This is a genomic window from Streptomyces tauricus (assembly GCF_014650955.1).
Taxonomy (GTDB): Bacteria; Actinomycetota; Actinomycetes; order Streptomycetales; family Streptomycetaceae; genus Streptomyces; species Streptomyces tauricus.
This window is the reverse complement of sequence record NZ_BMVY01000011.1, coordinates 29,967-49,841: the sequence shown is the minus strand read 5'-3', so window position 1 is coordinate 49,841 and position 19,875 is coordinate 29,967. Positions and strand designations below refer to the sequence as shown.

General features: G+C 72.6%; 12 protein-coding genes. 6 read left to right on the top strand and 6 right to left on the bottom strand.

Annotated features, from left to right (window positions below; translation table 11 throughout):
- Nucleotides 1–826 precede the first annotated feature (826 nt).
- Nucleotides 827–2,029, bottom strand: coding sequence for a cytochrome P450 (locus IE278_RS18875; RefSeq protein ID WP_189773781.1), 1,203 nt, complete (start codon nucleotides 2,027–2,029; stop codon nucleotides 827–829).
- Nucleotides 2,030–2,087: 58 nt separating this feature from the next.
- On the bottom strand, nucleotides 2,088–5,360 hold the full coding sequence (locus IE278_RS18870; protein WP_246570391.1) for a helix-turn-helix transcriptional regulator: 3,273 nt from the start codon (nucleotides 5,358–5,360) through the stop codon (nucleotides 2,088–2,090).
- Between the two features lie 191 nt (nucleotides 5,361–5,551).
- Here IE278_RS18870 and IE278_RS18865 point away from each other — a divergent pair, with 191 nt between their 5' ends.
- The gene (locus IE278_RS18865; RefSeq protein WP_246570390.1) at nucleotides 5,552–8,494 is read left to right on the top strand and encodes a helix-turn-helix transcriptional regulator; all 2,943 of its coding nucleotides are present in this window, start codon (nucleotides 5,552–5,554) and stop codon (nucleotides 8,492–8,494) included.
- Nucleotides 8,495–8,570: 76 nt separating this feature from the next.
- On the opposite strand, the gene IE278_RS18860 is transcribed toward IE278_RS18865, so the two are convergent.
- The gene (locus IE278_RS18860; RefSeq protein ID WP_189773779.1) at nucleotides 8,571–9,461 is read right to left on the bottom strand and encodes a heme biosynthesis HemY N-terminal domain-containing protein; all 891 of its coding nucleotides are present in this window, start codon (nucleotides 9,459–9,461) and stop codon (nucleotides 8,571–8,573) included.
- Between the two features lie 424 nt (nucleotides 9,462–9,885).
- Here IE278_RS18860 and IE278_RS18855 point away from each other — a divergent pair, with 424 nt between their 5' ends.
- The 3 genes from IE278_RS18855 (at nucleotide 9,886) to IE278_RS18845 (ending at nucleotide 13,733) form a co-directional block, all read left to right on the top strand.
- Complete coding sequence (locus tag IE278_RS18855) at nucleotides 9,886–10,470, top strand: helix-turn-helix transcriptional regulator (RefSeq protein ID WP_246570389.1); 585 nt, start codon at nucleotides 9,886–9,888, stop codon at nucleotides 10,468–10,470.
- 648 nt (nucleotides 10,471–11,118) lie between these two features.
- On the top strand, nucleotides 11,119–12,159 hold the full coding sequence (locus IE278_RS18850; protein ID WP_246570388.1) for an oxygenase MpaB family protein: 1,041 nt from the start codon (nucleotides 11,119–11,121) through the stop codon (nucleotides 12,157–12,159).
- The gene (locus tag IE278_RS18845) at nucleotides 12,156–13,733 is read left to right on the top strand and encodes an aldehyde dehydrogenase family protein (RefSeq protein ID WP_189773777.1); all 1,578 of its coding nucleotides are present in this window, start codon (nucleotides 12,156–12,158) and stop codon (nucleotides 13,731–13,733) included. The genes IE278_RS18850 and IE278_RS18845 overlap by 4 nt, the downstream gene beginning before the upstream one ends.
- 49 nt (nucleotides 13,734–13,782) lie before the next feature.
- On the opposite strand, the gene IE278_RS18840 is transcribed toward IE278_RS18845, so the two are convergent.
- Entirely contained in the window at nucleotides 13,783–14,409 is a 627-nt protein-coding gene (locus IE278_RS18840; RefSeq protein WP_189773775.1) for a TetR/AcrR family transcriptional regulator, read from the bottom strand.
- 90 nt (nucleotides 14,410–14,499) lie between these two features.
- Here IE278_RS18840 and IE278_RS18835 point away from each other — a divergent pair, with 90 nt between their 5' ends.
- Complete coding sequence (locus IE278_RS18835; RefSeq protein WP_189773773.1) at nucleotides 14,500–15,639, top strand: acyl-CoA dehydrogenase family protein; 1,140 nt, start codon at nucleotides 14,500–14,502, stop codon at nucleotides 15,637–15,639.
- An 80-nt stretch (nucleotides 15,640–15,719) separates the two neighbouring features.
- On the opposite strand, the gene IE278_RS18830 is transcribed toward IE278_RS18835, so the two are convergent.
- Together IE278_RS18830 and IE278_RS18825 are read right to left on the bottom strand one after the other, a co-directional pair.
- On the bottom strand, nucleotides 15,720–17,648 hold the full coding sequence (locus IE278_RS18830) for an AMP-dependent synthetase/ligase (RefSeq protein ID WP_246570387.1): 1,929 nt from the start codon (nucleotides 17,646–17,648) through the stop codon (nucleotides 15,720–15,722).
- A complete protein-coding gene (locus tag IE278_RS18825; protein WP_189773771.1) occupies nucleotides 17,645–18,670 on the bottom strand; it encodes an LLM class F420-dependent oxidoreductase in 1,026 nt (341 codons plus the stop codon). Before IE278_RS18825 ends, IE278_RS18830 begins: the two co-directional genes overlap by 4 nt.
- 325 nt (nucleotides 18,671–18,995) lie before the next feature.
- On the opposite strand from IE278_RS18825, the gene IE278_RS18820 reads away from it, so the two are divergent.
- The gene (locus tag IE278_RS18820) at nucleotides 18,996–19,805 is read left to right on the top strand and encodes a TetR/AcrR family transcriptional regulator (RefSeq protein ID WP_189773769.1); all 810 of its coding nucleotides are present in this window, start codon (nucleotides 18,996–18,998) and stop codon (nucleotides 19,803–19,805) included.
- Nucleotides 19,806–19,875 lie beyond the last annotated feature (70 nt).

Below are 19,875 nucleotides of genomic sequence, written 5' to 3'. Positions count from 1 at the left end.
TGTGCCGGAACCAGAGGGTCGGCAGCAGATGGAGGGTGGCCTCCTCCGGGCCGCGGTTGTGCGCGGTGATCTCGACCAGCAGATCCTCCGGGCCCGCCTTCGCGTACTCGACGAACACGTCGAAGTAGCGGTCCGCGTCGAAGACACCCGTGTCCAGCAGCTCGTACTCGAAGTCCTTGCGGCCCCGGGCCCGGTTGGTGGCGACGAGGTCACCGTAGGGGAACTCCCCCTGCGGGTACTTGTAGAGGAACTTCATGTACGAGTGGGTGGGGGTGCTGTCGAGGTAGAAGTAGTACTCCTTGACGTCCTCGCCGTGATTGCCCTCGCTGTTGGTCAGGCCGAACATCCGCTCCTTGAGGATCGGGTCGCGGCCGTTCCACAGGGCCAGGGCGAAGCACAGCCGCTGCTTGTCGTCGCTGACACCGGCGATCCCGTCCTCGCCCCAGCGGTAGGCGCGCGAGCGCGCCTGGTCGTGGGTGAAGTACGCCCAGGCCTCCCCGTCGGGGCTGTAGTCCTCACGGACCGTCCCCCACTGCCGCTCGCTCAGATACGGCCCCCAGCGCCGCCAGGGCGCCACCCCCTCGTCGGCCTCGGCCAGTCGCCGCCGCTCGACGTCCGGTGCGCCACTGTCAGTTGTCATCGCCCGTCCTCCTCACAGCCCGGCACGTGCGTCCACCATCGGACGGTTCCGGCCGGGCCGCAATGCACCGCGGGAGGGTCGGCGGTACGACGTGGGCGGACGATCGCACTCCGCTGACCAGCGGGGACGGCGGTCGATCGAGGCGACGGCCGGTCAGGGCGACGGCCGGTCAGGCGGGGCGGCCGGTCAGGCCGGGCGGTCCCACAGGACGTGCAGGCTGAGCGGCTTGCGGAAGACCAGTCCGTACGGGGTGGCGGCACGGGCCGGGTCGAGACGCAGGGCGGGAAGGCGTTCGAGCAGGTGCCGCAGCGCGATACGGGTCTCCAGGCGCGCGAGATGCGCGGCGAGGCAGTAGTGCGGGCCGTGGGCGAAGGCCAGCTGGAGACGGGCGTTCTCGCGGCGGACGTCGAACCTGTCGGGGTCGGGGAAGACGTCGGGGTCGCGGTTGGCGCCGGCCAGGGAGACCGTGACCAGGTCGCCCCGGCGGACGGTGACCGGGCCGAGGACGGTGTCGCGGGTGGCGTAGCGGTCCACGACCGCGGCCCCCGGTTCGAGGCGCAGCGACTCCTCGATCGCGCCGTCGAGCAGGTCGGGGTCGGCGCGGACGAGGGCGAGCTGGTCGGGGTGGCTCAGCAGATGCAGCAGCGCGTTGGTGATCATGCCCTCGGTGGTCTCGATGCCGCCGAACATCAGGACCGCGGCGTTGGACGCCACTTCGGAGGGGGTCAGCCGGCCGGCGGCGGAGACGAGGAGCGAGGCCGCGTTCCGGTCGGCGACGGTGGCCTCCACGGCGGCCCGCAGCTGGGCGTAGGCCGCGGTGCCGGCGGAACCCGCCTCCTGTCCCGCGGTGATGTCCGAGACCGCCGCCACGATGGAGTCGTACCAGGACAGGACCGTGGCGGTACTCGTGCCGACCAGCCCGAGCGCCTCGGTCACGACGGCGACCGCGAGCGGACCGGCGAAGGCGCGGCGCAGGTCGGCGGTGCCGGCCGGTACCAGTGCGGTGATGAGCCGGTCGCTCTCCTCCTCGATGAACGAGGCGAAGCCGTCGTGGACGGCCCGGGGGCGGAAGGGCGCGGTGAAGGGTTCGCGGTGGCGGGCGTGCGGGTCACCGTCCAGGGACAGCATGCTCGGCCCGACGACCTGCGCGGTGGAGAACCGGGGGTCGTCGACCGTGAAGGTCCCGGCGTCCCGCATCACGCTCATCGCGAGGTCCCGGCGGGTCACCAGCCAGCCGTCCAGCTCGGGCAACCAGGACACGGGTTCGTCCGCGCGGAGTCGCGCCAGGCGTGTGTGGGGGTCCCGGGTGAGTTCGGCGAGCGTGGTCGCGGCACCGAGGGGGAAGGACGCGGTCGCGGCGCCGGACGGGGCGGAACCGGCGGCGTTCATCGCGGAGTCCGGGCGGGTATGGGGTAACCGATCACACGCAAGGCTAACAATCGCGTCCTCAGCCCGGCTCGGTCGCTCCTCGGTGGACGCGGTAGTTGGTGAGCACGGCGGTGACCACTTCGGTACGGGACCGCAGCCCGGTACGGGTGAACAGCCGGGTCAGGCGGTTGGCGACCGCGTCCTCGCTGAGCCGCAGCACCGTGGCGATCTGGCGGTTGGTGAGTCCTTCGGCGATCAGGGTCGCGAGCAGCTGTTCGTTCTCGGCGGTGGCCTGTCTGCGCCCGGGGACGGGGGTTCCGGCCTCGCGCATGGCGGTCCTGGTGTGGAAGCGGGGCAGTGCGGCGCGGGTCTCGCCGAACAGTTCGTACGCCTCGTGCAGCAGGGCGGGCAGGCCCGCGCCCGCGCCCGCGGCGGCGACGAGGGTCACGGCCGTCTCGTAGGGCTGGCGGCGGGAGCGGGCCAGTTCCAGGGCTTCCCGCAGGTTCCCGCGGACGGTCCCGAAGCCGCCGTCCGGGCCGCCGTGCGGGACCTGTCCGTCCTGGCCGTTCCGGTGCAGGACGCGGGCCGAGGCCAGCAGGTACCTCAGCCGGGTCCGTGCGTCGCCCGTGCGGTCGGAGATCCGCCGCAGGTGGCGCAGGCAGGTCGCCGCGTCCGCCGTACGTCCCTCCTCCGCGTGCGTCTCGGCGAGCGCGGCCCACAGTTCGCCGGTGCCGGCGATCTGTCCGCGGACCGCTGCCTCGTCCAGGCCGCGGCGCAGTACCTTCTCGGCGCCGGCCGGATCACCGAGCGCCCGCAGCACCTCCGACTCGACGGCGTCCAGGGAGTACTCCAGCGGGCCTTCTCCGTGGCCGCGCGCACTCCCGCCGCGCGCGCTGTCGAGGAGGCGGCGGGCGCTCGTGGGGCGGCCCCGGGCCAGCAGGACGGCCGCGGTCCGCGCCGGGATCAGATGGCTGTCCGCTGCCGGGGTGCTCGTCTGGTTGTTCGCCAGCATCCAGCGGGCAGACTCCAGTGCCTCGTCCCAACGCCCCTGGAGATGGCGCCACAGGAAGAGGCTGCGCGGGGCCAGCAGGTCCGCCGTCAGTCCCCGTGCGTCCAGCAGGGCTTCGGCCGCGCGCAGGTCCCGGCCGCTGAGCAGCTCGTCGAACATGGTGGTGGAGAGGGCATGGACGTGACCGCGGTCGAGGTACGACGCCTCCGGGAAGGCCAGTGACTCCCGGAAGCGCTCCGGGCGGCCCAGCGCCAGTTCCGCGACGGCCCGGAAATAGGCGGGCTTCACCCGGGCGTGGGCATCGGCGGTCCACACCGGCTCGGTCCGTGACAGCAGGTCCAGTACCTCCTGCCACCTCTCCAACTGGCTCAGGGCCAGGGCCCGGCCGGTCACGACGGCCGGGCCGGGCAGCCGCAGTTCGTCCCACCAGCGCGCCGTGGTCAGCCGGGACAGGGCCCGCCAGTCCAGGTCGTTGGCCGTCGCCGCCGTGAACAGACTGGCGGTGTCCTGCAGTTCCCGGGGGTCGAGGACGTCCGCGAGGTCGCGCAGGATCGACTCCGCGATGGTTCGCGCGGTGTGGTGGTCGCCCGCGTTGTAGGCGGCCTTGGCGTACCGCTGCAGGGCCGCGACCCGGTCGGCGGGCCGCTCCACGAGGTGGCAGGCCGCCCGGCACCACCGGAGGACTCCCCTGCCCTCGGAGTCGGGGTGCAGTCTCCGGGCGGCGGCCGTCAGTTCGGTGACGGCGCGGTCGGGGTCGACGAGCGATCCCGCTTCCGCGACCCGGTCCGCGAGGTAGGCCACCGCGTCCGCCTCGTCCGGCAGGGCCGCGAGCACGGGTCTTCGTCTTCGCGGAGGGGCGCCCTCCGCGCTCGCCGCGTCCTGCTCCGCCCACAACGCCTCCACCGCGGCGGCGGACAGCCGACTACGCTCCAACGGCCCGAGCCGCTCCCGAACGGCGAACGCCACAAGAGGCAACCTGAACCGCCAGCCGTGCGGGGGTGTGTCGTCGGGGCCGGGGACCTCGACGACCTGGGGGCCGACATCGCGGGCGGCGCCGCCCGTGAGGCCGCCCGTGCCGGACCCGAGGACGCCGTCGTCAGCGGCCCCGGTGGCTGCAGCGCCGGGCCCGGGCACCACGGGAGCGTCGGACCCGACGCCACCGGCGTCGTCAGGCCCGTCGGCCGCAGCGGCATACCCGCCGGCGGTCGCGCCGAGCCCCACGGCCGCAGCCTCGTCGGCTCCAAGGGCGGCCGGGTCGGCGGAGCCCCGCGTGCCGGCGTCGGCGTCGGCGCGGTCCGGGATGTCGGTGGCGGCGCTGTCCGGTGCGGGGAGGGGTTCGGTGAGGTCCGCTGTGGTCAGGGTGTGGAGTGCGGTGTTCACCGTGGTCGGGGGCAGGCCGGTCGATGTCGCTATCAGGTGTGCGGCTCGGTCGCCGAGTGGCCACAGGATGCTCAGCGCGCCGGCCACCGTGCGGCACGGCTCGCCCAGTGCGTCCAGCGCCGTCATGAACCGGTCGTTGTCCGACAGGACCGGTGTCGGGCTTCTCGCGCCGACGAAGGCGTGGCCGTCGGCCACCCTGATCGCGCCCTGCCGCGTCCACCCGGTGAGCAGCGCGTCGACCGCGCCGGGCACCCCGAGGGTGAGTTCCCGCACCCGTCGGGCCAGCGTCGTGTCGGGTGTGGCCCGCAGCCGGCGTGCCACCACGGTGGTGGTCTCCTCCGGTCCGAGCCGGGGCAGGACGATCGGGTGGGCGCCCCGGACGGTCCCCAGCCCGGTCGCCCGGCGCCCCTCGCCGCGTCCCACTTCCGAGGCCAACAGCCGTACGGTGTGCGGCACTCGTGCGAAGTCGGTCTCCCGGAGCACGGTCAGCGAACCGGCGTCGGCATGCTGGATGTCGTCCATCACCACCACCACGGGCGCGGACACAGGCACGGGTCTCGTGAGAGCGGCGCGCAGCAGGCCCGCCATCGCCGTCCCGTCGCGCCGCTCGGCCGCCCGCAGGGCCTCCGTGGCCGGCCGCGTCGACGGGCGGTGCTCCTCCAGCGCCATGATCAACCGCAGCGCCAGCAGAAACGGCCGTACGTCGTCGCCGGGAACGCAGCCCACGTCCAGCACGACCGCCCCCTCCGCGCGGAGCAGTTCACCGACCGCGTGCACGAACTCGGTGCGCCCGGTGCCCCGTTCGCCGCGGACGAGTACCAGGCGCGGCCCGCCCGGATCACTCAGCCGGTCATGGGCCTCGGCCGACTGCCGCTCGTGGCCCACCGGTCGGCCGGCGGTACGGTCCAGGCTCACGGCCGTACCCCCGTGGAGCAGCCAGGGGTTTTCGGACGGAGCAGTCATGGTCCACCGCGCTCTCCTCGACGACATGGGCCGGGCGGGCGGTGACGCGCCCACACGGGGAGAGCGCCGGCGGCCGGCCCTTCGTCCGGGCTTTCGGCCGGCGACAGCCATTATGGTCATGTGCCGGTGGCTGTTTACATGTGGTCGTTTCCGCTGGTCATTCGCGTCCGGCGAGTACCGGATCAGGAGGCGTGGACGTGCGTGACGGCGGACCTGTCATAGGCCGGGAGAGCGAGCTCCGGGAGGTGACCCGGACTCTGCTGTCCACCGGTGACCCGGCCCGCGTCCTGCTGCTCGTCGGCGCGGCCGGAACCGGCAAGACCGCCGTACTGGAACACGCCCGGCGAGCCGCGGTCGAGGAGGGCGCCAGAGTCCTGCGGCTGCGCTGCCACGACGGCGGAAGCACGCCCGGCGCCGCCGCCCTGGCCGACGGCGTCCACAGCGCACTCGCCAAGCTCCACGGTCGCCGGACCACGGTCCGCGTCAGCGGCGCTCGCCGACCAGGACGCCAACGCGTAGTCTCGTACGGTGAGTTGAGTCAGCTCTCCGCCTTGAGTGAAGCGCTCACCGAGGCCGCCCGTGACTCCCCCTTCGCGCTGCTGCTCGACGACGTCGACCGGCTGCCGTCGGCCACGGCCTCCGCCCTCGGCCTGCTGATACGTGTCTTCCGCCCGGCCGGTGTGCCGATGGTGATGGCCGGCCGACCGGCACACCCGAGAGACGGCGGAGCTTCCCAACTGACCTCGGCCGCGGACAGGTTGCTCGAACTGCCCCCGCTGCGGCCCGCCGACGTGGAGGCCCTGATGGTGCACGTGCTCGGCCGCCCGGTCGAGCCGGCCCTGGTGACCGCGGTACTGCGTGCGCTGGGCCCGATGGCGGGCACCCCCGAGGCCGTCCTGTCGGTGCTCGACTCGATGGACGGGCGCGGCGGCCTCCTCGAACTCGGCGGCCATGTCTGCCTGACCGAACCGGAACAGGCACTGCGGCTCACCACGGACCTGGCACAGCTCAGGCGGCTCTGCTGGCCAGGCGAGCCCCCGGACACCGCCGATCTGGACGCGGCCGCCGCGGTGGCCCGCGCCCTCGAACACGCCGAGATACGGTTCGACGATCTGCACCGGCTGAAGCCGGGCGGCCCCCGGCGGGCCGGCCTCGTCGACCGCGCCCTGACACCGCTGGTCGGGGACGGGATCCTGACCGTGGACGAGGACGGCCGGGCGTCGTTCGCCGTCCCGGCGCTCGCGGCGGCGCTGCGCGCCCTGCCCACCCACCACGAGGTGTCGTCGTTGCACGCCCTGATCACCAGATCGCTGAGCGACCGGCTGGGCGCGGAGACCGCGGGAGGCGGCCATCCCCGCCTCGCCGACCATGTGACCGCCGCCGGGGCCGAGTTGGACGACGCGCTCGCGGTCGACGTACTGCTGGCGGCGGCCCGTACGGACGCCAGGTCCGACTGGCCGCGGTCGGTCCGCGCCTACTCCTCGGCGCTGGGACGCCTGGCTCCGTACGACCGCAGGACGCCCGGAGTGCTGTACGAGTCCGCCGAACTCAGCCTCCGCCACGCCGACCATCCCGGCGCGCTGGCCCTGGGCGAACCGCTGCTCGCCTGCCTGGACGCGTCCCCCGCCGAGCGGGACGGGAGCGAACCCCAGGACGGGGACAGGGACCTGGACCTGGATCGGGATCAGGATCAGGATCGGAACCGTCTGGTGTACGTCACCGAAGTGTGGGCCCTGGCGTCGCTGCACGAGCACCGGTTGCCGTACACCGACGCCGACGCCGACGGCCCCGGCTTTGACTCCGGCTCCGGCTCCCCGAACACAAGCGTCGCGGAACACCTGGCCGCCGTGGAGGGCTTCGCGGCGCTGGCCGGTCCGTACGGGATCGGCCGGGTGGCGGACCGACCGGCGGGCGAGGGCCGCCGGACGACGTTCCCCCCGGTCGTCGGCCGGCGGCCTGGATCCGGTCCGCTGCCCTCGCCCGCGGAACTGCGGCTGCTCGCCGCCGCCGCGGGCGGACGCGCCGAACTGCTGGCGGCCCTGGGCACCCTGCCGTCGGAAGCCGACAGCGCGCGCACCGTGGACCGGCTGCGGCACGCGGCCACCCACGCGGACCTCGCCGACGCCCTGGCCGCCGTACTCGGCGACCGGTACACGGGGGCGGGTGACAGCACCGCCACGCGGTACCACGCCATGGTGCGCTCCTATCTGGAGGGTGACTGGGACCAGGCTCTCTCGGCCGCCCGCCGGATCGAGGCACGCAGCCGGACCCGCGGCACGGAAGCCGCCACCGCCCAGTGCGCCCGCGCGCTGGCGGCCGAGATCCACTGCGCGCGCGGGGAGTTGGGGCACGCCCGGGCCTGGCTGGAGCTGGTTCCCGACAGCGTGGCCCACCCACTCGTCGCCTGGGCGCGGATGAGTCTGCGGTACTGGTCGGGCCGGACGGCCCAGGCGCTGGAGGGAGCGCGCGAGGACGTACGGCGGGCGCGCGGGAGCGGTCTGCTGTCGGGCATCGAGAAGGTGCTGCTGCGGCACCTGTCGTACGCCCTGCTGGAAGGCATGCCGCAGGTCATGCGCCGGACGCTGGGCGAACTGGAGGCACTGCACGAGGAAGTGGGCTCCGCCATGACGCGCGAGACGGTGCTGCTGGGCCGGGGCCTGGTGCACGGAGAGGTGGACGGAGCGCTGGCCGCCCTGCGGTCGGTGGACCAGCGGGGTGATGTGTACATGGGCCTGCTCTGCCGTCTGTGCCTGGTGGAGATCGGCGACGACTCCGACCGGCGGCTGGCCGAGGCCTCGTACCTCGCGCAGTCGCTGGGGATCGGACGCGCGACCCGTACGACCCTGGGTCATATGGCGCGGCGCCGGAGTCTCGTACTGCCGAGACTGCGGCCGGCCAGGGACCGGTTGAGCGAGGCGGACATCAGGCTGACCGTGCTGGTCAGTGACGGGGCGACCAACCGGCAGATCGCGGCGCGGCTGGCGTCGAGCGAGAAGACCGTGGAGCGGCGGCTGACCCAGTTGTTCCAGCGCACCGGTTGCCGCTCCCGGGCCGAACTGGCCGCGGCCTGGCTGGACGGCAGCCTCGCCGACCGCGGGCTGGTGCCGGACGGTGTGCCCGGCACCTCCCGGTGACCAGCGGGTCGTCGAAGGGGACAGAAGGGTCGGACGGGTCGTCGAAGGGGACGGAGGAGCGGACGGGTCGGACGGGTCAGGAGAAGCGGGCGGTGTGGGTGTCGACGAGGACACCCAGGCGGCCGGTGTCCAAGGAGCCGTCGGTGTTCACCCCGATGTGCCATTGAGCATCGGTGATCCAGCCGAGTACCAGCAGCGCGTCGGTCTCGCGCAGCGGGGCGTCGCTCCATCTCTCGTCCCGGAACTGGGCGGCGGTGACCACGAAGAGACGGCGGGCGTGCGTTCCGCCGGCCGTCGCCCCCGCGGCCGTCCCGCCGTCCTCGTGGGCCAGGGCCTCCTTCCGGGTGGCCGCGGGGTACAGCCGGGCCGAGCGCGCGCCCAGTCCGTCGGTCACCGGAGGGGTGGTCGCCGAACCCACCAGGACGACCGTGGCGAGGTGCCCGACCGGCCCCGAGACGACTTCGGTGATGAGGGCCTGCGCCAGACGCAGCACCTCGTGGTCGTCCCCCGTCAAGGCGATCGGCCCCGACAGCTGGGCGAGGTCGACCAGCACCCTGTCTCCCCTGTGCAGGCCGAGGGTGACGGTCAGGGAGTACGGATGCGTGGGTCCGCCGCCGGAGGCGCCGGCTGCGCGCAGGCTCGCCGGGTCCAGCGACCACTCCTTGCCCGAGACGTCCGACGTCCACGGCGAGGGCGCCGCCGCGTCGGCCTGCGCGAGCTGCACGGTGAGCCGCTGTCCCGAGTGCACGACCGTCTGTACGTCGGGCAGCCGGCGCGCGTCCCTCGCACGCCCCTCGGCCAGTGCCTGCAGCCCCAGGGCGACGGCCTCCAGTACTTTCCGGTCGGCGCCCGGCCCCGCGGTACGGGCCTGTCCGGCGGAGGAACCGAGTTTCCGCCGGGTCAGTACGGCAGCGGCCCCGAGCAGCACCAGGCCGAGCACCGCGAACAGGACAAGGGACACGATCATGCGACTACCTTTGTTGCTAGAAGTGGCAGAAGTTGCGGTGCGTTGCCGGGCATTTGCCACGAGCGGCCGAGCGCGGCCAGGAGTGGTCACGGGCCGCACGGCATCCCGCACGCACGCTCCGGCATCCGGAGTGCGTCGGAACGCGCTCTCACCCCATCGTCGTGCCGCCGGCTCCCCCGGTGAAGTCGTCCCCGCGAACCTTGCCGTTCCGTACAGAAAGTTCTCGCGCACCTCCGGCCGAGCCGCCTTGCGCAGTGGCGGCTTGAGCTGGGCGGCCGCGTACTCGCGCCAGGTTTCCCTCGGTTGTGGGGCCGGGGGCCCTCGGCACGGCTGTCCGGTCTCCGCGGGTGGCAGCATCAGCTCCCGGAACATCTGGACGACCACATTCCCCATGGGCGACCACAGGAGCGAAGCGGGAGGGCCCATGCCCCAGCAGGTACTCACCGAGACCGTGCGCGTGGCGATCCACGCGCCCGCGCCCTTGGTCCGTGCCGGACTGGCCGGCTTCGTCGCCCTGGACCCACGGCTGCGTGAGCTGCCGCCGGACAGGATCCGGGAGGCCGACGCGATCGTGGTCGCCGTGGAGATGGCGGACGCCTCCGCGCTGGACCTGCTCCCCCGCCTGAGCGACGCACCCGACGCACGCTTCCTCGTGGTCGTGGGCAAGGAGTGGCGGGCCGATCTGGCGGCGGCACGGCAGCGGGGCGTACGCGCCGTCGTGTGGTGGGACTTCTGCAGCCCGGACGTCTTCGTCCGGACCGTGCGGGGTGTGGCGGGCACCGACGGGAGCGCTCCCACCCGCGTCCGGACCGCCGCACCCAGGCTGAACTCCCGCGAGGTGGACGTGTTGCGCCTGATCGCGGAGGGAAAGCAGTGCGACGAGATCGCGCTCGAACTCTCCTACTCCGAACGCACGGTGAGATACATCCTGTACGGGGCGATGAAGCGCACCCGGACCCGCAACCGCGCGCACGCCGTGTCCTACGCGATACGGGCCGGGCTGATCTGAACCTTCACGCCCGCAGTGAACCGTCAGGCCAGCAGCGAACCGTCAGGACCGGAGCGGACCGGAGCGGGCCGCGCGGGCCGTGGGGAGGTAGCGCAGGCGTTCGGGGAGCAGCGGGACGAGGGCACGGACCAGGGCGCCGAGCCAGAGGCGGCGGAGCAGAGGGCCCGAGCCGGGCGGCGGCGGAACGCGGCGGCGCGGCCTCCGTGCACGACGGGTGTGCGACCCGCAGAAGCAGCAGTTGGGGCGCCATGAGCGTCGAGCGGGCGTCGCCGAAGTACCGCCGGGCCGTACCGCCCCGGTGTGGCGTCCGGACGGCTGTCGATCCGTCAACTCCGTTATCTGATTCGGGTGTTGATTCGGCGGATGTGTGCGGCAGAGCGGTCGTGGCGCCTTCGGGTCTCCGTTGTGTCGGGAGTATTGACGTGCCTCCTGAAACAAGTCAATAGTTTTTGTATCTTCGACTCATCGATGGCCGTGGAGATCGGCGCCGAGTGCGCGTCGCCGCTGTCGCCCGGCCCCGCGGAAGGGACTTCCCATGAGCGCCAGTAGGTGCACCCAGTAGGTGCACGCCGACCGGCTGGTCGACGCCGAGACCGTGAACTTCACCGACCTGAAAGTACACAGCAGGCATCGATAGGAGACCCACCCATGGGCCGCTACAGCCGGCTCCACCGCATCGAGCAGATGGACCCGCGGCAGGACTACGAGGAGATCTTCCGTCTCCTCACCGAGTATGAGTTCCCCTGGGACTATCTCCAGGGCGTCTCGGTCGCCTTCCTGCGCGACTACGGCGTGCCGCGCATATCCCGACTCCTCGACCTCACCCAGGAGTTCGAGCGCGCCGGACAGAAGCGGTACGACGACACCGTGCTGATCGCCCACGAAATGGTGCGCGCCGGCATGGACTCCGAGCAGGGCAGGGCCGCCGCCCGCCATCTGAACCGGATCCACGGCCGCTATCGCATAGCCGACGAGGACTATCTCTACGTCCTGGCCACCACCGTCGTCGGTCCCAAGCGCTGGATCGACCGGTTCGGCTGGCGGCGGTTGTCCCCGCAGGAGACCGAGAGCCTCGCGCTCGTGGGGCGGCGCATGGGCGAGCTGATGGGCATCGCCGGACTGCCCGTCGACTACGCGGGTTTCGCCCGCCTCCACGACTCCTACGAGCAGCGGATGTTCGCGTACGACCCGGCCAACCGGCGGGTCGCGGCGGCCACGTTGCGGGTCGTCACCCAGTGGTACCCGCACTGGCTGCGGCCGTTGGTGGCGCGCGCCTTGCTCGCCGTGCTCGACGACTCGTTACTCACCGCGCTGGGCTTCCCGCCGCAGCCGCGCCGGGTGCGGACCGCCACCCACCGCGCGCTGCGGGCCCGGGCCGCCCTGGTGCGCCGGCTGCCGCCCCGGCCCACCTGGCACCCGTACCGGCCCAAGCCCCGTACCTACCCCTTCGGCTGGACGCTGGACGACCTCGGTCCGTACTGGGCCCACTCCAGGCCGCTGCGACCGCTCCCGGACGAGGACGACGGGAGTCCCGTACGCGAGGACCCGAGCCCCGCACCCGGCGACCGGAGTCCTGTACACGACGACCCGAACCCCGTGTCCGGCGACCGGAGTCGGCCCTCCTCCGACGCGAACGGACAGCGCACCCCACCGGCCGGTGGCGGTCCCACACATCAGGAGCTTCGATGACAAGTACGGACCAGGACGCGGCGACCCGCCCCGCCACCTTCACCGTCCGCTCCCCCGCCACCGGCGATCCCGTCGGCGAGCACCCCGTCCACGGTCCGCAGGAGGTGGCCCGCGCCGTGGAGCGGGCCCGGACCGCCGCGGCCGGGTGGGCGGCGCTGTCCGCGGCGCACCGACGCGCACACCTGCTGCGGTGGAAGCGCGCGCTCGCGTCGTCGCTCGACGCCGTCGCGGAGACGATCGCGGCGGAGACGGGGAAGCCGCGCGGCGACGCGGTACTGGAAGTGATCCTCACCCTGGAGCACCTGAACTGGGCGGCCCGCAACGCCGACCGGGTGCTGCGCGGGCGGCGCGTACGCAGTGGTCTGCTGGCGGCCAACCAGCGGGCCTCGGTGGTCCACCGGCCGCTCGGCGTGATCGGGGTGATCGGCCCGTGGAACTACCCCCTCTACACGCCCATGGGGTCCATCGGTTACGCGCTGGCCGCCGGTAACGCCGTGGTGTTCAAGCCGTCCGAGCACACCCCCGGTACGGGCGTACTGCTGGCCGAACTCCTGGCCTCGGCCGTGCCCGAGCACGCCGGTCTGCTCACCACCGTGACCGGTACGGGGGCCACGGGTGAGGCACTGGCCGGGTCGGACGTCGACAAGGTGGCGTTCACCGGCTCCCCCGGCACGGCGCGCAAGGTGATGGCGGTGTGCGCGCGGTCGCTGACACCCTTCCTCGCCGAGTGCGGCGGCAAGGACGCGACTATCGTCACGGCCGACGCGGATCTCGACGCGGCGGCCGACGCCGTGGTGTGGGGCGCGCTGAGCAACGCCGGGCAGACCTGTGCGGGTGTCGAGCGCGTCTATGCCGTGCGGGAGGTGCACGCCCCGCTGTGCCGCAAGGTGGTCGAGCGGGTCCGTGCTCTGCGGGTCGGCCCGGTGCCTGACGCCGTCTACGGACCGATGACCATGCCGGCTCAGACGGCCGTCGTCCGGCGGCATGTGGAACAGGCGCTGGCGAGCGGCGCGCGCGCCCTGCTCGGCGACGCGACCTCGATGTCTACCTCGACCGCGACCTCCGGGACCTCCGGGACCTCCGCGCCCTCCGGCGTCTCCGGGACCTCCGCGACCACCGGGGCGTTCGTCGCGCCGGTCGTCCTGGCCGACGTGCCGGAGGACTCGCCCGCGATGACCGAGGAGACGTTCGGGCCGGTCGTGGCGATCAACGCGGTGGCGAGTGTCGACGAGGCCGTTCGGCGCGCCAATGCCTCGCCCTACGCGCTGGCCGCCTCGGTGTTCTGCCACGACCGGCGGGCCGGTGCCGCGATCGCCGCGCGGCTGCGGGCCGGAGCGGTGTCCGTCAACTCCGTGCTCGGTTTCGCCGCTGTCCCGGCTCTGCCGTTCGGCGGTTCCGGGGAGTCCGGCTTCGGAAGGATCCACGGCGCGGACGGGCTGCGGGCGTTCACCGCGCCCCAGTCGGTCACCGTGCAGCGCTTCACCCCGCCGGTGAACCTGACCTCCTTCAGCACGCCCGCGGCCGCCCGGGCCCGCGCGGTCGCGGCGGCACGCTGGCTCCACCGACACCGCTGACGGCGCGAGGCGGGGGGCGCGTATGCGTCGCCCCGGCCCCGCGGAGGTGTCAGGCGTCCAGGAGTGGGGCCAGGTAGCGGCGGGCGAAGGCGCGCGCCTGGTCCTCGTCCTCCATCTCGATGCAGCTCGACGGGTTCAGCAGGAAGGAGACGGCGACGCGGACCATGAGTTCGGCGACCGGCCGCGGGTCGGAGTCACCCCTCCCCTCGACCTGTTGGGCACGCCGCAGGTGTGCCGTCAGGTAGTCGCAGGTGGCTTCGAGCGACGGACCTCCCTGGACGGTCAAGTAGGGCAGCACGACTTCGGGTTCGAGGCGCAGCAGACCGCCGAAGAGCGGGTGGGCCCTGGTGTACCGCAGGGCCACCACGAAGCCTTCGACGACCCGCTCCTCCATGGTCGGCAGAGCGGCCACCGCGGTGTCGAGTTTCTGGAAGAACCTGCTGCCCTCGCGCAGCAGGCAGGCCTCGACCAGTCCGTCCTTGGTCTGGAAGCGGCGGTAGACCGTGACCCTGGAGACCCCGGCCCGCCTGGCGACGTCGTCCATGGAGGAGCGGCGCAGGCCGAACGTCGTGAACTGATCCAGTGCGGCGTCCAGGATGCGCCGCGCCACCTTTTCCTCCGTCTCGGGCCGGGCGATGGCCCGGGCGAGCAGGGAGTCATTCGCAGAAGTCGTCATGGTGCTCCCCACGATACCGCCCGAGATCCACCGAAGAGACTATGAAACAACTACCATCTCTTTGTAACCATCCGGAACCCGGAGGACCTCATGGGCAGTCGACTCACCCCGGAACAGTCCGACTTCGTCGCGGCGGTCCGCGACTTCGCCAAACGCGAATGCGGTACGCGTGAACTGCGGGACGCGTTGACCGGGGGCGGCCGGCACCCCCACAACGCCGAGCTCTACGGCAGGCTCGCCGAACTCGGCTGGCTCGGTGTGTGTCTGCCCGAGGAGTACGGCGGTTCCGGCGGCGGACTCGCCGACGCCTGTCTGTTCCTGGAGGAGACCTCGTACGGAATGATCCCGGCGGGCGGCTTCGTCACCAGCGTGATCACCGCCAAGGCCTACGAACGGTTCGGCACCGAACGGCAGAAGCGGCAGGTGCTCACGGATGTCGGGCGGGGCAGGGTCCTCGCGATCGCGATGTCCGAACCCGGCGCCGGTTCCGACGTGGGGGCGCTCTCGTGCCGCGCCCGGCGGGGCCCCGACGGCGACTGGCTGATCGACGGTCAGAAGACCTGGATATCCAACGCACACCTCGCCGACAGCATCCTGCTGGTGGCCCGGACCTCAGGGGACAAGCACGCGGGCCTGACCATGTTCCACGTCCCGGCCGGCACGCCCGGCGTGGAGATCCGGGGCATCGAGACCATGGGCGGCCGCGAGGTCAACGACGTTCATCTCACGGGCGTCCGGCTGCCCGCCGACTCCGTGGTCGGCGAGGTCGACGCGGGATGGCGACAGCTCATGGCGGGCCTCAACCACGAGCGGCTCTTCCTCGCCGCCTCGATGCTCGGCCTGGCCCGCCGCGCGTTCGACGACGCCGTCGGGTACGTACGCGAGCGGGAGCAGTTCGGCCGTCCCGTCGGCTCGTTCCAGGCCCTGCGCCACCGGATCGCCGATCTCGCCACGGAGATCGAGTGCACCCGGCTGCTGGTGCGCGAGGTGGCCCTGGACTGCGACGCCGAACCGGAGCGGCTGTTCCCGCGCGAGGCGTCCATGGCCAAGCTCAAGGCCACCGAGACCGCCAAGAGGGCGGCTCTGGAAGGGATGCAGATGATGGGCGGCTACGGCTACGCCACCGAGTACGACATGGAACGCCATCTGCGCGCCGCGGTCGTCTCCACCGTCTACGGAGGGACGAGCGAGATCCAGCGGGACGTGATCGGCAAGACCTACGGGCTGTAGCGGGCGGACCTCCGCGAACGGCGGGCGCCCCACTCCCCCCGGAGTGGGGCGCCCGCCGTCACGCACACCCGGCCCGGCGGTCAGTCCTCGTACAACTCCCCCAGCGCGACGGCGTACTTCTCCCGGATGACCCGGCGCTTCATCTTCAGCGACGGGGTCAGCTCCCCCGTCGCCGGGCCCCACTCCTCCGCGAGCAGCCGGTACCGCTTGATCTGCTCGGTGCGGTTCAGGCGCGCGTTGGCCGCCGCCACCGCCCGCTCCGCTTCCTCCCGTACGACCGGATGGGCCGCCAGGGACGCCATGGCCTCGGGGCCGCTGGCCTTGTCGATGCCGTGGGCCTCGGCCCAGGCGGGAGCGGCCTCCGCGTCGAGGACCAGCAGTGCCACGAGGTAGGAGCGGTTGTCGCCGTGCACCAGGGCCTGGCCGATCAGCGGGTGTGCCTTGAGGGCGTTCTCCACCAGCGCCGGGGAGACGTTCTTGCCCGTCGACGTGACGATCATCTCCTTCTTGCGGTCGGTGAGCCACAGATAGCCGTCGTCGTCGAGACGGCCGATGTCACCGGTACGCAGCCAGCCCTCCTCGTCCACCGCAGGTCCCACCGTGCCGTCCTCGCGCAGATAGCCGGAGAACACCGTCGAGCCGCGCACCTCGATCTCGCCGTCCCCGGCGACGCGGACCTCCACGGACGAGACGGGACGCCCCACCGAACCCAGCCGGAAACCGGTGCGCGGGCTGTTGGTGGTCGCCACTCCTGTGGTCTCCGTGAGCCCCCACGCGTCCATGATCACGATGCCGAACCCGGCCCAGAACCGCACCACGTCGATCGACATGGGAGCCGAGGCGCTGGCCGCCCAGCTGATCCGGTCCAGGCCGCCCGCGGCCAGCAACGGCAGCAGCACCTCGGCCCGTTGCCGGGCATAAGCCTCTTCGAGTGCGGCGGGTGGTCGCTCGCCCCGCTCCCGGTGCGCGACATGTTCCCGGGCCACTTCGGTGGCTTTCTCGATCGCCGCCTGCTGTTCGGCCGGCAGTAGCGACAGGACACCCCGTACGGCGGCCGCGAGCTTCTCCCATACCCGCGGCACGCCGAAGAACTGGGCCGGGCGCACCTTTCGCACGACCGCGGCGACGCCTGTCGGGTCGGCGCACAGATGGACGTGCGAGGCGCGGTGGCAGGGCAGGTAGATGCCGAGCATGCGTTCGGCGATGTGCGCGAAGGGGAGGTAGCAGATGTGCTCGACGTGCGGCGGCAGGTCGACCACCTCGTCCAGCGCCGCCGCGTTGGCCAGCACATGGCGGTGGTTCAGGACGACGCCCTTGGGTTCACCGGTGGTGCCCGAGGTGTAGACGACCGTCAGCGGGTCGTCGGGACGCACGGCGTCCAGGGCCTTCTCGAACCGCTCCGGCACCGGCTCGCGGCCCAGGGCGGCGAAGGGGTGGTGGCCGCCCCGCGCGCCGGGTTCCACCACGACGATCCGCTCCAGCGGGACGGCGGTCTCGGCCAACAGAGGCTCCCACAAAGCCATTTGGGCGGCCCCCTCGACGACGGCGAGCCGGGCCCGGCAGTTGCGAGCGATGTGGGCGACCTGCTCGGGGGCGGAGGTGCCGTAGACGGTGACGGGTACGGCACCGAGGCGCACCAGCGCCAGGTCGGAGAGCCAGTGTTCGGGCCGGTTGGCCATCATGAGCAGCACGTGGTCGCCGCGGCCGACGCCGAGCGCCGCGTAGCCCGCGGCGAGGCGGGTGGTGCGCTCCCGGACCTGCGCCCAGGTCAGCGTCACCCAGCCGCCGTCGTCCGGTGCGGGGTCGTCATGGCCGGTGTCGCCCGGTCCTGTGCCGCCCGGCCCGGTGCCGCCCGGTCCTGTGCCGTCCGGCCCGGTGCCGCCCGCTGAGGCGCCGGGCGGCTTCTGCCAGGAGAGGGCGGGCAGTTCGGCGTACAGACGCGCGTTGCGTTCCAGCAGCAGCGGCAGGGTCTGTTCGGCGGGGGGTCGTGCTGAGGATTCGGTTGTCACAGCCACTCCTTGACGCGCTCCACCAGACGGGCGGGTTCGGGCCCCACGGGCGTCACGTTGAGCATGGTGACGCCCGACTCCCGGAACGCCTCGACACGGTCCCGTACATAACCCTCGGGTCCGGCCAGGCTGACCAGTTCGCACAGCTCGGCCGGGACCGCGGCCTCCGCGTCCTTCTTGCGGCCGGCCAGGTAGTGCTCCTGGATCACGGCGGCCTCCGCCTCGTAGCCGTACGAGCAGACGAGGTCGTGGTAGAAGTTGCGGCCCGGTGCGCCCATGCCGCCGACGTACAGCGCGATGGTGGGCCGCATCAGATCGCGTACCGCCTCCGCGTCCTCCCCGAAGGCGAGGAGACCGCCGGCCACGACCGCCAGAGGACCGAGGGCCGGGTCGCGCAGCGCGGCGCCCTGCGCGAGGGATCCGCCCCACACCTTGGCCGCGTGCTCCGGTACGTAGAGGAACGGCAGCCAGCCGTCGGCGATCTCGGCGGTCATCCGGACGTTCGCGGGGCCGAGGGCGGCCACGTACACCGGGATGGTGTCGCGTACCGGGCGGGTCAGCAGTTTCAGCGGCTTGCCGAGCGTGCCGCCCTTCTGCGGCGAGAGGGGCATCTCGGTGATGCCGCGGTGCTCGATCACCTCGCGGCGCCAGATACGGCGGGCCAGTTCGACGGTCTCGCGGGTACGGCCGAGCGGCTTGTCGTAGGGGCGGCCGTGCCAGCCCTCGACGACCTGGGGTCCCGAGGCACCCAGGCCGAGCAGGGCGCGTCCGCCGGTGAGGGCGTCCAGTCCTGCGGCGGTCTGCGCGATCAGCGCGGGGGTGCGGGAGTAGACGTTGAGGACGGCCGAGCCGATCTGCATCCGGTCGGTCCTGGCGGCCAGATATCCCATGATCGTCGGCGAGTCGAAGCCGTAGGCCTCGGCGACCCAGACCGCGTCCAGGCCGGCCGACTCCAGGGCGGCGGCCCGGTCCGCGGCGGTGCGCGGGTCCCCGGCGTAGGTCAGGGGTGTGGACAGGTGCATCAGTTGACGTCCTTGGCTGCGGGGTCGACACGGTCTCCGGTTCAACCAGACCGAGAACTTACTGAGCGTTCGCTAAGACAGTAGAAGCAGGCGAAGAACGGGTCAACGCCTCGGAGACAAGGGATTCTCGATCGGAGTGACGGGGTGCCAAGAGGGGAAGTGACGTACAGACAGCGGGATTTCGGGCAGACTTCAGGCAAGGGGGCCCGTCCGCCGATACCAGTGCCTTCGCATCCCCTGATCGATCGATAAGTGACGGATCGCAGCGCACGGCGTCCCACCGACATACGATGTCACTCGCCACCGAGCCATCCGAGGAGCCCAGTTGAGCAGCGAACCGAGCCTGGCCGCCGTCGCGCCCGCACAGCACTGGCGCTCGTACGGTCCGCTCGATCTGCACCCCATCCTCCTGCACGCCATGGAGGCCTTCAACGAGCACGGCTACCACGGCACTTCGGTGCGGGACATCGCCACCCGGGTCGGCGTCACCGTGCCCGCGCTGTACTACCACTACGAGAACAAGCAGGCCCTGCTCACCACGCTGCTGGAGACGTCCATGAAGGACGTCCTGGACCGCTGCCGGGCCGCGGCGGCCGAAGCGGGCGACGATCCGCTGCCGCGGTTCTGCGGCATGGTGGAGTCGATCGTGCTCTACATGGCCAACCGCAAGGGCATGGCGTTCCTGGACACGGAGATCCGCAGCCTGGAGCCCGAGAACCGCGCCCGGTACGTGGCGCTGCGCGACTATCTGCAGCACATGCTGCTGGACACCGTCCGGGCCGGTATCCGCGAGGGCGCGTTCACCACACCGATCCCGGCCGACGCGGTGCGGGCGATCCTCATCATGTGCCAGGGCGTGGCCAACTGGTACCACGTGGACGGCCCGTTGACCGCGGAGGAGGTCGCCGAGCGGCACGTCCTGCTCAGCCTCGGCACGGTGGGCTATGCGGGGTCGCCCTTCGGCGAGTCCGAGTCCGACACCGACACCGGCGGCGGGGGTGCCGACGCGGACGGCGACGGGCGAGTCGGCCGCGTGGACCGTATCGGCCGCACCGGTCGTGCCGGGCGCACCGGGCGCACCGGGCGCACACGCCAGCCGCAGGCCGTCCGGCGTACACCGCCCGCCGAGCGCTGACGAACGCCCTCGGCCGTCATGCCCCCGGGCGGTCGGCCGTACGGGGTGCGCGGGGCCGCGTACGGGATAC

Excerpts from the sequence above, each read along its gene's own strand:
- IE278_RS18855 (WP_246570389.1), top strand. The coding sequence starts at position 9,886 with ATGCCCCAGCAGGTACTCACCGAGACCGTGCGCGTGGCGATCCACGCG.
- IE278_RS18850 (WP_246570388.1), top strand. The coding sequence starts at position 11,119 with ATGGGCCGCTACAGCCGGCTCCACCGCATCGAGCAGATGGACCCGCGG.
- IE278_RS18860 (WP_189773779.1), bottom strand. The coding sequence starts at position 9,461 with ATGATCGTGTCCCTTGTCCTGTTCGCGGTGCTCGGCCTGGTGCTGCTC.
- IE278_RS18835 (WP_189773773.1), top strand. The coding sequence starts at position 14,500 with ATGGGCAGTCGACTCACCCCGGAACAGTCCGACTTCGTCGCGGCGGTC.
- IE278_RS18845 (WP_189773777.1), top strand. The coding sequence starts at position 12,156 with ATGACAAGTACGGACCAGGACGCGGCGACCCGCCCCGCCACCTTCACC.
- IE278_RS18875 (WP_189773781.1), bottom strand. The coding sequence starts at position 2,029 with ATGAACGCCGCCGGTTCCGCCCCGTCCGGCGCCGCGACCGCGTCCTTC.
- IE278_RS18840 (WP_189773775.1), bottom strand. The coding sequence starts at position 14,409 with ATGACGACTTCTGCGAATGACTCCCTGCTCGCCCGGGCCATCGCCCGG.
- IE278_RS18870 (WP_246570391.1), bottom strand. The coding sequence starts at position 5,360 with ATGACTGCTCCGTCCGAAAACCCCTGGCTGCTCCACGGGGGTACGGCC.
- IE278_RS18825 (WP_189773771.1), bottom strand. The coding sequence starts at position 18,670 with ATGCACCTGTCCACACCCCTGACCTACGCCGGGGACCCGCGCACCGCC.